Source organism: Chryseobacterium wanjuense (genome assembly GCF_900111495.1).
Classification (GTDB): Bacteria; Bacteroidota; Bacteroidia; order Flavobacteriales; family Weeksellaceae; genus Chryseobacterium; species Chryseobacterium wanjuense.
Genome location: NZ_FOIU01000007.1, coordinates 39,901 through 53,529, shown reverse-complemented (window position 1 = coordinate 53,529; position 13,629 = coordinate 39,901). Strand labels below are relative to the sequence as shown.

The 13,629-nt window shown below is 31.9% G+C and carries 12 protein-coding genes, 7 tRNA genes and 1 other RNA gene; 17 read left to right on the top strand and 3 right to left on the bottom strand.

From position 1 onward, the window contains the following. Positions 1-385 precede the first annotated feature (385 nt). Positions 386-1,480: a hypothetical protein gene (locus BMX24_RS20910; RefSeq protein WP_089796372.1), complete on the bottom strand. Its 1,095-nt coding sequence runs from the start codon at positions 1,478-1,480 to the stop codon at positions 386-388. Position 1,481: 1 nt separating this feature from the next. Further along, positions 1,482-2,297, bottom strand: a complete 816-nt coding sequence (locus tag BMX24_RS20905; RefSeq protein ID WP_089796370.1) for an RNA polymerase sigma factor — start codon at positions 2,295-2,297, stop codon at positions 1,482-1,484. Between the two features lie 381 nt (positions 2,298-2,678). On the opposite strand from BMX24_RS20905, the gene BMX24_RS20900 reads away from it, so the two are divergent. The 5 genes from BMX24_RS20900 (at position 2,679) to BMX24_RS20880 (ending at position 7,887) form a co-directional block, all read left to right on the top strand. Beyond that, entirely contained in the window at positions 2,679-2,960 is a 282-nt protein-coding gene (locus tag BMX24_RS20900) for a helix-turn-helix domain-containing protein (protein ID WP_089796368.1), read from the top strand. Positions 2,961-3,413: 453 nt separating this feature from the next. Beyond that, positions 3,414-4,247, top strand: a complete 834-nt coding sequence (locus BMX24_RS20895) for a hypothetical protein (protein WP_089796365.1) — start codon at positions 3,414-3,416, stop codon at positions 4,245-4,247. Then, complete coding sequence (locus BMX24_RS20890) at positions 4,244-6,259, top strand: DEAD/DEAH box helicase (protein ID WP_089796363.1); 2,016 nt, start codon at positions 4,244-4,246, stop codon at positions 6,257-6,259. The genes BMX24_RS20895 and BMX24_RS20890 overlap by 4 nt, the downstream gene beginning before the upstream one ends. Before the next feature lie 47 nt (positions 6,260-6,306). Then, on the top strand, positions 6,307-7,281 hold the full coding sequence (locus tag BMX24_RS20885; RefSeq protein WP_089796360.1) for a hypothetical protein: 975 nt from the start codon (positions 6,307-6,309) through the stop codon (positions 7,279-7,281). Then, positions 7,282-7,887, top strand: coding sequence for a hypothetical protein (locus BMX24_RS20880; RefSeq protein ID WP_089796358.1), 606 nt, complete (start codon positions 7,282-7,284; stop codon positions 7,885-7,887). A gap of 155 nt (positions 7,888-8,042) precedes the next feature. On the opposite strand, the gene ssrA is transcribed toward BMX24_RS20880, so the two are convergent. Further along, positions 8,043-8,444, bottom strand: a transfer-messenger RNA (tmRNA) gene (ssrA, locus tag BMX24_RS20875). A 237-nt stretch (positions 8,445-8,681) separates the two neighbouring features. Between ssrA and rpsU the strand changes: the two genes are divergently transcribed. From rpsU to BMX24_RS20815, 12 genes are all read left to right on the top strand, one after another. Continuing rightward, the gene (rpsU, locus tag BMX24_RS20870; protein WP_089796356.1) at positions 8,682-8,879 is read left to right on the top strand and encodes a 30S ribosomal protein S21; all 198 of its coding nucleotides are present in this window, start codon (positions 8,682-8,684) and stop codon (positions 8,877-8,879) included. Positions 8,880-8,964: 85 nt separating this feature from the next. Beyond that, positions 8,965-9,852, top strand: a complete 888-nt coding sequence (locus BMX24_RS20865) for a tyrosine-type recombinase/integrase (protein WP_089796355.1) — start codon at positions 8,965-8,967, stop codon at positions 9,850-9,852. After that, the gene (locus tag BMX24_RS20860) at positions 9,849-10,139 is read left to right on the top strand and encodes an HPF/RaiA family ribosome-associated protein (protein WP_089796354.1); all 291 of its coding nucleotides are present in this window, start codon (positions 9,849-9,851) and stop codon (positions 10,137-10,139) included. The genes BMX24_RS20865 and BMX24_RS20860 overlap by 4 nt, the downstream gene beginning before the upstream one ends. 109 nt (positions 10,140-10,248) lie before the next feature. Beyond that, positions 10,249-10,322: transfer RNA gene (locus BMX24_RS20855), tRNA-Thr, on the top strand. Positions 10,323-10,342: 20 nt separating this feature from the next. Further along, positions 10,343-10,423: transfer RNA gene (locus BMX24_RS20850), tRNA-Tyr, on the top strand. A gap of 87 nt (positions 10,424-10,510) precedes the next feature. Then, positions 10,511-10,583, top strand: a tRNA-Gly gene (locus BMX24_RS20845). A 95-nt stretch (positions 10,584-10,678) separates the two neighbouring features. Then, positions 10,679-10,752, top strand: a tRNA-Thr gene (locus tag BMX24_RS20840). Between the two features lie 19 nt (positions 10,753-10,771). After that, positions 10,772-10,852: transfer RNA gene (locus BMX24_RS20835), tRNA-Tyr, on the top strand. 86 nt (positions 10,853-10,938) lie between these two features. Further along, positions 10,939-11,011: transfer RNA gene (locus BMX24_RS20830), tRNA-Gly, on the top strand. A 41-nt stretch (positions 11,012-11,052) separates the two neighbouring features. Beyond that, positions 11,053-11,124, top strand: a tRNA-Thr gene (locus tag BMX24_RS20825). A gap of 327 nt (positions 11,125-11,451) precedes the next feature. Then, entirely contained in the window at positions 11,452-12,132 is a 681-nt protein-coding gene (locus BMX24_RS20820; protein ID WP_089796352.1) for a response regulator transcription factor, read from the top strand. A gap of 3 nt (positions 12,133-12,135) precedes the next feature. After that, positions 12,136-13,500, top strand: a complete 1,365-nt coding sequence (locus BMX24_RS20815; RefSeq protein WP_089796350.1) for an ATP-binding protein — start codon at positions 12,136-12,138, stop codon at positions 13,498-13,500. The last annotated feature ends 129 nt before the right edge of the window (positions 13,501-13,629 follow it).

The following is a 13,629-nucleotide window of genomic DNA, read 5'->3' as shown; positions in this document are numbered from 1 at the left end:
AACAAAAAATCCTTACTTTTGGAAGTAAGGACAATATTGGATAACTGACAATTATTTTTAACCCCTAACTGTCAGATAAAGTCGTGGCTATTACATTTAAAACGAATGACAGAAGAATAGAGTTTTAATTTTAATAATTTTTTTTTAAGTTATAAGTATTGACTAATTTAAATAAAAAAATATTATGAAAATTTTTACTTCTTGATAGTTAAAATCTTCTCTTTAATGGAAGTTAGTAATTTCTTTATAATTGTTAGATATTTCTATGTTCCTATGCTATCTTGAGGTAGAAAAAGAACCCACGCCGTTGTATATACAGTTAAGTATTTAGTGAGTGTTCAAGACCTCACCCTACGGGTGTACAAGCACCCTCGTTATTTTATTTCTATCCGATGATCAATTCGATACCGGCTTTTTCTGCTTTATATTTTATTTTCGTCTGCAATTCATAATAACTCCAGTTGCGAATTACAAACTCCTGTTCTTTTGCAATCCCAATTTTGTCCTCCTGATTTTTAAGAACGAGTGTGCCTGCCTGTTGTTTGATACAGAAATCGATAAGTTTTCGGCTGTATAGGTGAAGCCTATGACTTACATATTTGCTTTCAAGATTTTCTGTTTTGTACAATGCTTTCTGTTTACGTTTTACTCCATTTCCTGAACGGGAATAGGCGATACCCTCCTGAATCCTTTTTTGACTTGCCTGAATTGCGAGCCTGCGATACAAAAACTCCTCCTTTGAGCCGATGTTAATTCGCGTATTGTTTGCTTTTGCAACTATTGGATGTTCCAGAGATAGGTAAGCTTCAGCAATAATTTCGGGGTTTAAAAGATGCTCTTCCTTTTCAAATTCAAAAACTGCGAGCCAGAATATTTTCCTGTCTTTCAGTTGGATCTGTGAGGTGCATAGCTTTATGTCTCCTTTTAGCAGGCGTTCCATTATCGCTCGCTTATCAGTATAATCTTTTCCTAAGTATGTTTTGACAGGAATCGCAAACATATTGAAGCAAAAGGCTTTCTTATCAGGATCATATTTCATTTTGCTGATGCATTTAACCGGAAGTGGGATTGGAATGTCTCTTTTATAATTTCTAAGTGATTTTGCTCCCTGCCAATAATCGGCTTTGTTTTTAGAGAAAGTTGATTGAATTGTATTGTTAAGGCTTCCCAGAATATCTGTCGGAATTTCCCCTTTGAAACGATCAAACACCATTCGTGCTGTAGTGCCAGTTTTCGAACGATTAAACATTCCCATCTGATCTTTTTTTTCATCAACTAACTTGTATTGTATTTCTTCGGTGAGGTAAAAGAAATCCTTGATCATTTCTTGAATATATAAATGGGAAGAAATTAAGTTTGCCGCTCGGAAACAACGGTTCTGATACCGATAAAGTTTTTCCCACATTTCATTTTTTTGATCGGATGGAACATCGATCAATAACTGAATTTTTCGTGTGAGTGTAATTGTTGATTCTTCCATATCAGGTAGTTATTTCAGAGTTATTTCGATTCTGTAAATATTGATAAGCACAAAGAAACTCCTGATGGACTTCTTTTTCAGAAAGTTTGAGTTCTCGAGCAATGACTGCAAATGAAGATTTCTGTTCAAATCTTCTATTTATAATGTCGATTTGCTGACTACTGAGTTTTTCAGTTTGCTCTTTGTTGCCGGAAGCTTTTTCCGTTGGAAGTTCTAGAGAACTTCTATTAAGAATTTTCCGAAGATCATTTATAGCTCTGCTCACCTCATTGCTGATGCTTGTCACACTACTTCCCATTGCTTCTGCGATTGGTTTGTATTGAAAACCATATTCAAGACAAAGTTCAATAAGGTGTTTTCTTTTGGGATCGAGTACGTTTACAACCTTTTTAACTTCATCAAATTTCTTTTGTTCAGATTCCTGATTGAGGAGATTCTCTTTATCATTCTGGGGATCAAAACCTATAAGATAATCCTGATAGTTCTCAAAATTTTCAAGTGATGCCGTTAATCGTGCGAATTTATTTTTGGGAGTGTTGAAATACGTTATACAATCTCTTTTCAAAACAAACCGCAAAAAGCCAAGAATATGATTTGGAGTTTCAATGGAATCACGGTGTAACCAGAGTTTAAGGAATGTATCCTGCACCAGTGTTTCCACGACAAAATCATCGTCAAGCATTTGTTTTCCGATCCAGAAGAGAAGTCTTTTGTACCTTAAATGAATATGTTCTAATGAGGCTGGATTACCTTTTTTCAGCTGTACATATAGCTGAAAATCAGTCAATTTTTTGGGTTGTGAGTTTGTTGTCTTCATAAGCAGTATTTTTCAGCTTAATTATTGCTAAAAGAACTGCTTAGATACCCGAATGAGTTATCTGTACCATTTTCTTCACTATCTCACTACATCTTGCCTCCAAATAAATGGCGTGAAACTCAACATATCCGAACTGGGGCACTGGTATACCTTATATGCAGATAAGTGAGCTCACGCCTAGGTCGTGAGCTACTTTACTTATCCTCTCGCATATTAAAAATTACCAGTTTTCAGTTCGAGATTCTAAGCAATAGCTTCTATATTTCTTTGAAGTATCGCAAAGTTACATTTCAATAACTTATTTTACAAATATAAAAATATTTTACAAAATATGTACTATAGTACATAATATTTTTTGATGTTTTTCATTCACTTTGATTTATGAATGAATCATTAGATGAAATAGAAAGATATGTTATAAAACGTGTTAAAGAAATACGAGAATCAAAGAATATTACCCAAGAGGAACTTTCTCTTTCTATTGGGAAGAATATTGGATTTATATCACAGATAGAAGCACCATCTAAAAAAGCAAAATATAATTTAATCCATCTAAATCTAATTGCAATAGCATTAGGATGCTCCATAAAAGATTTTCTTCCTAATGAGCCGATCCCAGATAAGAAATACGATATTAAAGAAATTAAAAGTAAAAAATCCTGACGAAAGTTAGGATTTTTTTGTGAGGAATAATAGTTTATGCAGGTATTATATTATTACCAAGTTTGATGATAACTTATCATTTGATGGATTTAGTAGGCTTATCTATATCCATAAAACTTCCTAGTTAAAGTAAATAATATATTTTAAGTTGGCTTAAACTTTACATTTATTACTGTGTATTTGAATAAAATATTATTTAAATATTTGAATTTTAGAGCTTTATAGAAATGTATCTAATGATTTTCATTTCAAAGAAGTAATTGGAATTTTGAATTACTTGTTTTTATTATTTATGTTTTATGGTTTTCCGTATTTTCTTTTCCTTTATTTTTAGTATTTTTCAAGCTTTAAAAAAATGAAGATATTATTGATAACTTCTTAAAAAAATGACTAACCAATGACAAAATTTGCTTTGATTGCGTTTGTCTACTGAAAAATTGATTAAATAGATTTATGAGTTTTAGTATTGCGGAAAAGAAAAAAAGTAGTTGTGGAAAATATAATTTTTCTATTTACGAACATTCTTTGACATTCGAAGATCTAGATTCCTATATTCTTGATATAATGTATGAAGAAACTAATCTTAATTATTTGTTTCAAAAAGATAGACCATTATCTCGAAAAGATAGACTTAGGCAATTACGAAGGTTTATAGAAACTTCGTTTGAAAACAGGGAGAAAGATGTGGATGATGATGAAATCAGAAAGTTTATTTCAGACAATAAGAATGAAACATATTATTCTTTTTTTGCTGAAGCATTATTGGCAAGATTAAATATAGATTATATAGATAAAGACTTAGTAACAGGTGTTATCTCAGTAAATGAAAATCTGACTAAAATCTCTACAGGAGCAGATGTTTGTATGTTTTCGAATAGTAGTTTGGTTTTAGGTGAAGCAAAGTTTTATAGTTTATTATATGGAGGTGTAGGTAAAATTATAAAAGATGTTTCATTTAAAAGTAAATTAGAAGATTATATAAAAAATATCTTAAATACTGATAGTGTCATAATATTAAAGGGTATTACAGGAGAAATATCAGAAAAGACATCTGAGGATATAAAAAAGATGCCTCTTACATTATCTGGATTTGTTCTGCATACATCTGAAACTGATATAAAAAAGTATGATACGTCTTATAATCTGATTGATAAAGTTGCTATTTCCAATTTTCCAACTCATTATAAAATACATTTATATCATCTACCAATAGAGTCAAAAAATGAATTGATCTTTAAAGCACAACGAAAAGCATTAGATTTAATAATTAAAGAAATAATATCGTGATAAACTCTGAAGAAACAATACTGAATCAGAATAATCGTGAAGAAGTTATAAAAATTCTTGATGAAAAAAAAATAAAAGTAGAATTAGAAGATCTATTTCTCTATGATTTGTCACCATACTATAAAGAAAATTTGGACAATTCTTTTTTTTCCAAACAACTTGAATTTATTCAGGAAACAAACCAGCTGAGCCATAATTCGAAGATTTCATTTACTTCTGAACAGCTTAAAATCTATAATGGAATTCTTGAAAACCGGCGGTGCATTGTTTCAGCTCCCACCAGCTTTGGTAAAACAATGTTGATTAAGGAGTTTATTTTTAATAATCAACCAAATAAAGTTGTATTTATTGTTCCTACAAATTCTTTGGCTGATGAATTGTTGGATGATTTTAAATTACTTTTTACAGCTTTAGATTATATTATTTTTGATTCTGTAAAAAGCTTAGAAGTCATTTCTGAAAAGAGCATTTTCATCGGGACTCAGGAAAAATATTATAATTTGAAGGGATTCTATAAAGAAAAAATTGATCTATTTGTAATTGATGAGGCTTATAAACTGACAGATTCAATTAAAGGAAGTAGAGAGGTTATTTTAAACCGTTCTTTTATTGATACAATAGAAAACTCAGAAAAGATTATATTGTTAATGCCATTAGTTAATTCTATTACAGGTTTAGAAAATTTTACTTTTCAAGTTCTAAAATCTGATTATGCTCCTGTAGCAAAGAGCTTTAACAGTATAAAAAAATTAGATCAAACAATATATCAAGAAATATCAAAAAACGAAATAACAAACCTTGTATATTTTAATTCTCCCAAAGAATTAGAAAGAATTTATCTTTCAAAATTAAAATCAATCAAAAATTCGATTGAATTAAATGATAGTTGGATACAAAGAGTACAAGAAGATTTTCATTCGGAATGGTTACCTATTCAAGCTCTAAAATCTGGTATTGGTATACATTATGGTCCTATGCCTAAATTTATTCAGAAAAAAGTAATTGATCTTTTCAAATCAAACCAACTAAAAAATGTATTAGCTACTAATTCTGTCATTGAAGGGGTTAATACGCCTACAAAAAATATCTATATATACAGTTCGAGAGATATTTTAGGAGATAAAAATTTAGTCAAATATAAAAATTTAATTGGACGTGCGGGCAGATTAGGAGAGCATAAGGTTGGAAATATATATTATTTTGAGAAGCATCAAAAACAATTTGAAAATGCAAACGTATCTTATGAAAATATTAATATTGAATTCCTATTAGAAAATAAATCAGATATTATTGAAATAAATAGAGATGAAAATTTTGATAAAGAAAAAAATACTGAAGGTAAAACTTCGCACGAAGATAAATTACAAAAACATTTAGAAAATTCGAGTTATTCTAATGTTCCTTCAAAGGAAATTATTTCGCTCTTAAACAATCACGGTTTTACAGTTAATCAATTTACAATTTTACTTGAGTACATAGCCAATACGAAAAATGTTCTTCTTCTCGGTATAATAGGGAAACTTATCGGCGGAACAGATATAAATAGTCTTAATACAATTTTAAGTTCCCGATTTAATACATTTGGTTCAATGGTTAATGAATTACATTCAAAAAACAAACAGAAATTCAAATCTCAAATTATATCAATTTTAATTGATATGATTTACAGCTTTTTACCATTCAAGATAATACCGTTAATTAATTTTATAATTGATGTAGATGATTTGTACAAAAAACATACGAATAAAAATTTAATTCCTACTGAAGTCATTGTTGAGGCTAAGAGGAAAAAAGCTCAGTTTTATTCCAAATTTATAGGTATAGATAATCCTACTCACGAAACACTTGTTATTATGAATAAACTTTTTGAATATGGAATTCCATATCAGAGAGCTAATCCTTTTCTAGAAAGAATTGCAGATAACTTACCAAATAAATTTTCTATACACGATATTAGGAAAATTATTTTTCAAAATGAAAATATGAGCGATTTAAGAGTTTATTTTGAATAACAAATTTAAAATATTCCACAAGAAGACTTAACCAAGGAAAACTATATATGGCACAAAATTTAAAATTAGAAATTTTCAAAATTGCAATAAAGAAACGAAATTCGAGATCTAAAGAATTTTTAAATTTTAAGGATCTGTTTAAGAGTATAGGAGAAGAGAAGGAAGAAGCATATTTACAGTTTATTTCTGACTACAGAGGCTTGTTTGATGGTAAATTTAAAACTGACGGTAAAGGGACTAAAAGTATTTCTACAACAAATGACAATAATTTCACGCCCAGAAGTACTCAAAATATTATAGATGGGGAAATTTTTGGCGGAAGCATCGGTAACTTAGAAACCATCTATGATTTAAATAATGCTATTGAAGAAAAAGGAAAGATAGGATTGGATCAAATTGCATCAGTCCCGTTTTTTGTAAAACTTTGGACTCCTTTTGATCATAATTCCGGAATTTTAATGATACAAAGTTATTCGGATTATACGGTTTCGGAATTGTTTAAGATAGTACTACGTAAATTTATTACTGGTTACGGTTTTACTTTAGTTTATTCACCATTCACTCCAAAAGATATAAAAGATCAATATCTCAAAAATAGCCACGTCTACGAGATGAAAATTATTAAAGATAATATTTCAAGAGGTAAAAGAAAAATAATTAACCCAATTTTCGCAGATGAAAAAAATCTCAAAATCACCGTTACAGTAAGTGGTTTTAAACACAACGTTACAGATTTTTGGAGCAAATTGAAAGGTCAAGGTATAAATAAATTAATTGGTGCTAACTTAGAAGATCTTGATATATCAGAACAAAACGGATACGACCTGAAAGCTTATTATAAGGATGAAGACGGGCATTTAGCAAATGTAGGTATAAATAAGACGTTGGATATTACACCAACAATATTCTTACCCGATGAAATAAAATCAAATGAAACACATCATTATGATTATGTGAAAATTAAAAAATTCACAGACGGTATTCTGAATAAAATAAAAAGGGAAATAGGATATAAAAATTAAATGTTTTCAAAATTTAATTTAATAGAATTATTAAAAGATGGCTTCTCTGAAATTCGAGTAAGTCCAAAGATATTCTATACAATATTTTGGCATCTTTTTTTTCCTATAATGCTTTCAATTATCTTTTTACTATTTAGTGTTACTATTGACAATGACATCATTTCAAATATTATAAGTGCAATTAGCATATTTTCCGGTCTGCTTTTTTCTGTAATTTTTGTTGTAACTGAAAATTATTCCAAGAGAAAAAATCAGATGAGCCGTAATCAAAGTGATGAAGCCCAATCTTATCTCAAAAGATATAAAGATTTTACAGAACAAATTACAACTCTTATTTTGTTTTCGGTTGCTATTGCAATTATATCAATAGTTTTTTTATTACTATATATATTTTTAATGAAAGCAAATTTGCAAGGTTTACAAGTTGTTAAGGAAGTCAAAGAATTTATTGAAACGGGAGATATTGACTACAGTAAAGTAAAATCTATTGTATTATTATTTTTACAAACATTATCCTTTATTTTTCTCTATAACTATCTTCTTACTATAATAACTTTAGTAAAGGAGGTTTATGCAATGGTATTTGATGATATAAACTATGATTAATTATGGTGGAATGATTGATGCTGATAAGATAATATCAGCAACTTATAAAACGATATTACGCAAACAGTGCAAATTATATTGAATTGAAAATTAATGGCACCTAAAATAGCACCTTGAAATAAAAAACCCTGTAAATCAATAATTTACAGGGTTTTAAGTGGAGTTGGAGGGATTCGAACCCTCGTCCAAACAAGCAATACATAAGATTTCTACATGCTTATTCTACTATTGGTTTTCGACTGAAAGCAGAGAGCAGACACCCAACTTTCAGCTTATCTTCTGAGGTTTTCGATCTCGTTGCGAAGAAAAACGAGACTTATTTCCGCATTCCTATATCCCAGGATCAAACGCCGCAGAACAGAGCATTTGTGGAATATCTTGCTTCCCTACTAAAATCTTCGGGAAAACGCTTGATCTACTATACTTCGATATTAAGCTGCAAGAGCGAACTCTTCGTTGCCAGTTAAAATTTTGTAGCAAGGGATTAAAGAGATCGCGCTACGGTTCTCTGCATGCTTACTTACCCATTGACCTTGCTGTCGAAACCAGTCAACCCCATGAATAAAGTAGATGCAAAGATAAGACTTTTGTTCAAATACCATTAATATTACCTATAGCTTTTTTTAATATTAATGATATGGTCAGAATTGTGATCCTGAGCATAAATAGTTTTATGAAAGACTCTAAGCGTATTTCAATTTTAATTTAAATAAATTCTACAGCATTTTTTGATAAAGTTTTTTGCAGATTAATAAAAAATTCCTACTTTTGCAATCCAAAATGAGATGTAAAATATGTTAATAATTCCAGTAAAAGATGGAGAATCCATCGATAGAGCATTAAAAAAATATAAAAGAAAATTTGATAAAACAGGTACAGTTCGTCAATTAAGATCTAGACAACAGTTTATCAAGCCTTCTGTAACTTTAAGACAAGCTAGACTTAAAGCTGCTCACAAACAAAGAGCACTTAGCAAAGAAGAGCAGGCTTAAGAAAATTTTCTTAGTTCGCATACTAAATTCACTTCTTAAATAGTTATATTTGAGGAGTGAATTTTTGTTTTTATACTCTGAAACAATGTTGAATAAGTTTTTAGAATATTTACAATTCGAGAAGAGGTACTCACCTCATACCATTACAAGCTACAAAAAAGACCTTGAAGATTTTTCTCATTTCTACCTCAAAACAGAATCTTCAGAAGATATTTCCAAAGCAGATAAAAAGGTCATTCGGAATTTTATCGTAGAATTAAGCGAAAATAATATTTCCAAAAGAAGTATCAATAGAAAATTATCCTCACTTCGTAGCTTTTATCTTTTCCTTCTTAAAATAGGCGAAATTAAAGTTTCTCCCACCGAAAGTATTTCTTCCCTCAAATTTTATCCCGAAAAGCAAATTCCCATCTCTAAAGAGGAAATGCAGACGCTTACGGATAAAGTCTTTGAACAGATGCATGATATCCTGGAAAAATGCATCATGGAAGTACTTTATCAGACCGGGATTCGTAAAGCTGAGCTTTGTGGTATGATGTTTGAGAATGTTAACTTAGACGGAAATGAACTGAAAATAATCGGTAAAGGAAATAAAGAAAGAGTAATTCCCATTTCCGCAGATTTATCAGATCTGTTGAAAAGCTATCTGGAAATACGGCAGCCACAGACAGAATATAAATCATATTTTTTTGTGAATAAGAAAGGTAAAAAACTCACCGAAAAATTTGTTTATGTGGTGGTTAATAAGTACCTTAGTCTTATAACAACAAAAGAAAAAAGAAGTCCTCACATCCTTCGTCATAGCTTTGCTACACACGTTTTGGATAATGGGGCGGAGATCTCCAAAGTAAAAAAAATATTAGGACATTCCAGTCTTGCAAGTACTCAAGTCTATACGAATGCTAATATTGAACAATTGAAAAAAGTGTTTAATCAGGCTCACCCTCGAGCCTCAAAAAAAGAAGAATTATGAAGATCACAGTACATTCAATTGGTTTAACACCTCACGAACCATTAGAATCACACATTGACAAAAAAGTAAGCAAACTTGATACATTTTATGACAAAATTCAAGAATGTAAAGTGTTTTTAAAAGTAGAAAATAATGCAGATAAACTAAACAAAACTTCTGAAATTATTTTAGTGGTTCCGGGAGATGATATCGTTGTAAAAAAGACATGCGCAACCTTTGAAGAAAGTTTAGACCTTTGTGTTGATACTGCTAAAAAGCTATTAATCAAGAAAAAAGAATTAGCGTAGCGAAAAAAGTTAAAAAAAGTTATTAAAAAATTTGAGAATTCAAAAAATCCGTTCTATATTTGCACTCGCAAAAAGGGAACAGCGATCTTTTGAATTCTTTTTTTTAAATGCCTCCATAGCTCAGTTGGCCAGAGCACGTGATTTGTAATCTCGGGGTCGTGGGTTCGAATCCCTCTGGAGGCTCTATTTAATATATTATGTTTGGGGAGATTCCAGAGTGGCTAAATGGGACTGACTGTAACTCAGTTGCTTCGGCTTCGTAGGTTCGAATCCTGCTCTCCCCACATTTTATATTAGAGAAAAAAAGTTGCATGATTAGAGGATTTTCCTTAAGTTTGCACAGCGTTACCAATAGTTTTGGAAACAAAATTGCGGAAGTAGCTCAGTTGGTAGAGCGTCAGCCTTCCAAGCTGAATGTCGCGGGTTCGACCCCCGTCTTCCGCTCAAGAATATCACACTTTTTTAGGGTGATTTTTTTTTCACTACTGAAATGATGTAGAGTAGAGTTTCTCACAACATTCAGTCCATTTTATTAAAATGCCTCCATAGCTCAGTTGGCCAGAGCACGTGATTTGTAATCTCGGGGTCGTGGGTTCGAATCCCTCTGGAGGCTCATTTAATATATTATGTCTGGGGAGATTCCAGAGTGGCTAAATGGGACTGACTGTAACTCAGTTGCTTCGGCTTCGTAGGTTCGAATCCTGCTCTCCCCACATTTTATATTAGAGAAAAAAGTTGCATGATTAGAGGATTTTCCTTAAGTTTGCACAGCGTTACCAATAGTTTTGGAAACAAAATTGCGGAAGTAGCTCAGTTGGTAGAGCGTCAGCCTTCCAAGCTGAATGTCGCGGGTTCGACCCCCGTCTTCCGCTCAATAGAAATCACGCTCTTTAGTGTGATTTTTTTAGTTAATGCCGACTTAGCTCAGCGGTAGAGTGCTTCCTTGGTAAGGAAGAGGTCACGGGTTCAAGTCCCGTAGTTGGCTCTCATGATTATCCCGAATTTATTTCGGGATTTTTTTTTGCCCTAAAAGTAGATTTTAAAATCATTACTGATGTCCGCTGTCAGGCTGAGGTTCTCGAAGCCTTTCATATATAAATCCTTCGACAGCTTTGCGCTCAGGATGACAGTGTGAATACTAACTACTCAATTTTAATATTTAAACAAAAAGCCCACAAATTTTAACCAAAACCTCCCATAATAATTGAAATAAATTAAAATTCAATTAAAATCATTTGTAAAACCCGCGTGCTGTTTTCAATTCAATTAAAATCATAAAAATTTTCGTTAAATTCGTATAAAATATATCTCGATGAATATTCTTTTATTGGAAGATGACCTTATTCTTTCGGCGGAACTTTGTAAGTTTTTAGAGTCAAATAATTTTACGTGTGATAAAATTTACGACGGAGAAACATTTCTTCGCCAGATAAAAAATAATACGTACAATATGTATCTGCTCGACATCAATGTTCCGAAGATAAACGGGCTGGATGTTTGCCAGACCATTCGTTCTTTCGATAAAAATACCCCGATTATCATTATTTCGGCGTACGGAGATCTGTCGGATAAAAAGGATGCTTTTACAAGATTGGCTGATGATTATCTGGTGAAGCCATTTCAGTTTGAGGAACTGTTGTTACGCATCAATTCTTTGTTGAGAAGAAAAGCTCCGTCGGAAAACAATGACCAGGATATCATCAGGATTGATGATTTAATTATCAATAAAACCGAACAAAAAGTATATCGAGGCGGAAACGAAATCACGCTGACCCTGAAAGAATTCCAATTACTGGTTTATCTGGCGGAAGCTCAGGGAAGAACAGTGTCGAAACAGCAGATCACGGAACATGTCTGGGAGCACAATTTCAACACCAATACGAATACGGTTGAGGTTTATATTAATTTTTTAAGAAAAAAGATTGATAAAGATTTTAAAATTAAACTTATTCATACACGTTCCGGTTTCGGGTATTATTTAAGTCCATTATAACAGATGTCTTTAAAAAGGAAGATCGCGCTCAATCTCAGTATTGCCTTCTCATTGCTTTTTGGTATTGTAATGGCGGTGATTTATATGTCCTTTAATGACTTCAGACGAGATGAATTCAAAGAAAGATTCAGACAAAGGCTCGAATTTACTTCCCATTTTATTGCCAAATCAAAAGACTTCGAAGAGGAAGCTCCCGTTTTTTTTAATGAAAATTCGGATAATATTCTTTTAAATGAAACGATTTTAATCTTTAATAATAAAAAGGAATTAATTTACAGTACCATCAAAGACAGAAATGTAACCTGGGATGATGGCCTATTAAAAGAACTTGACGAAAAAAAAGTAATTTATTCCGAAAAGACGGTTCCCGAAATTTACGCCGCCCTCCGAACCATCAATGGTGAAAATTATTATATTCTTACCAGTGCTCTCGATAGCAACGGAAAATCAAAACTATCCTATCTGAAATACCTTTTGATCACGGCTTATGTCATGAGTACGCTTCTCATCGGTTTTTTCAGTTATTATTTTATGGGGCAGTTCCTGAAACCTTTAGAAGACCTGAATCAGGAGATTTCGGAAGTCACGGCGCATAAATTGACCACGAAAGTTCCGGTAAGGGATTCTAATGACGAGATTAATGTACTGGCAAGATCTTTCAATACCATGATCGGCAGGCTGGATGATGTCTTTCAGTCGCAGAAGGATTTTACGGCAAGTGCATCCCACGAAATCAGGACTCCGATTACCAGGATGGCTTTTCAGCTGGAAAATTTAATTAAGCTCGAACAACATTCTCCGGAAACATTATCTTCTTTAAAACAAATTCAGCAGGATGTTTATCAATTATCAGATTTAACGAATTCGTTGCTGCTTCTTACAAAATTTGATAAAGAAAACATCCAGAGTATTTATGAAGAGGTGAGAATTGATGAAGTGATTTTCGAATCTTTTGAAGCGGTTGAAAAAAGCTATCCCAATCTTAAAATGGATTTCCTGATTTCAGAAGAGACTTCCGAAAATGCTTTATTGACGATTAAAGGAATTCAATCTTTATTGGATATTGTTTTTATTAATTTGTTTAAAAATGCAGCGGTCTATTCCCAAGATACCGAAGTGGATGTTCTGATCACCGAAACCAATGAAAACCTTACGGTGGATGTGATCTCTCGCGGAGAAACAATTCCGCAGGACGAACAGACAAAATTATTTGAAGCCTTTAAACGTGGCAATAATTCTCAAAATATTTCCGGTTCCGGACTTGGTCTTCGAATTGTCAAAAGAATTCTGGAATATCACAGCGCTAAAATTACCTATTTATCTCCCAATGAAAATGTGAATCAATTCAGCGTGATTTTTAATAAATAATTTTAAAACACTTAGTATTCAGGCTGTCATCCGGAGCGTATCAGTCGAAGGATTTATATATGAATAAGGCTTCGAGAACCTCAGCCTGACAACCGTTATTTCATCATTCCATTATTGAACTCTACAAAG

Coding starts and splice junctions, on each gene's coding strand:
- BMX24_RS20865 (WP_089796355.1), top strand. CDS start 8,965: ATGTTGAATAAGTTTTTAGAATATTTACAATTCGAGAAGAGGTACTCA.
- BMX24_RS20880 (WP_089796358.1), top strand. CDS start 7,282: ATGTTTTCAAAATTTAATTTAATAGAATTATTAAAAGATGGCTTCTCT.
- BMX24_RS20815 (WP_089796350.1), top strand. CDS start 12,136: ATGTCTTTAAAAAGGAAGATCGCGCTCAATCTCAGTATTGCCTTCTCA.
- BMX24_RS20895 (WP_089796365.1), top strand. CDS start 3,414: ATGAGTTTTAGTATTGCGGAAAAGAAAAAAAGTAGTTGTGGAAAATAT.
- BMX24_RS20905 (WP_089796370.1), bottom strand. CDS start 2,297: ATGAAGACAACAAACTCACAACCCAAAAAATTGACTGATTTTCAGCTA.
- BMX24_RS20860 (WP_089796354.1), top strand. CDS start 9,849: ATGAAGATCACAGTACATTCAATTGGTTTAACACCTCACGAACCATTA.
- BMX24_RS20900 (WP_089796368.1), top strand. CDS start 2,679: ATGAATGAATCATTAGATGAAATAGAAAGATATGTTATAAAACGTGTT.
- BMX24_RS20820 (WP_089796352.1), top strand. CDS start 11,452: ATGAATATTCTTTTATTGGAAGATGACCTTATTCTTTCGGCGGAACTT.
- BMX24_RS20910 (WP_089796372.1), bottom strand. CDS start 1,480: ATGGAAGAATCAACAATTACACTCACACGAAAAATTCAGTTATTGATC.
- BMX24_RS20885 (WP_089796360.1), top strand. CDS start 6,307: ATGGCACAAAATTTAAAATTAGAAATTTTCAAAATTGCAATAAAGAAA.
- rpsU (WP_089796356.1), top strand. CDS start 8,682: ATGTTAATAATTCCAGTAAAAGATGGAGAATCCATCGATAGAGCATTA.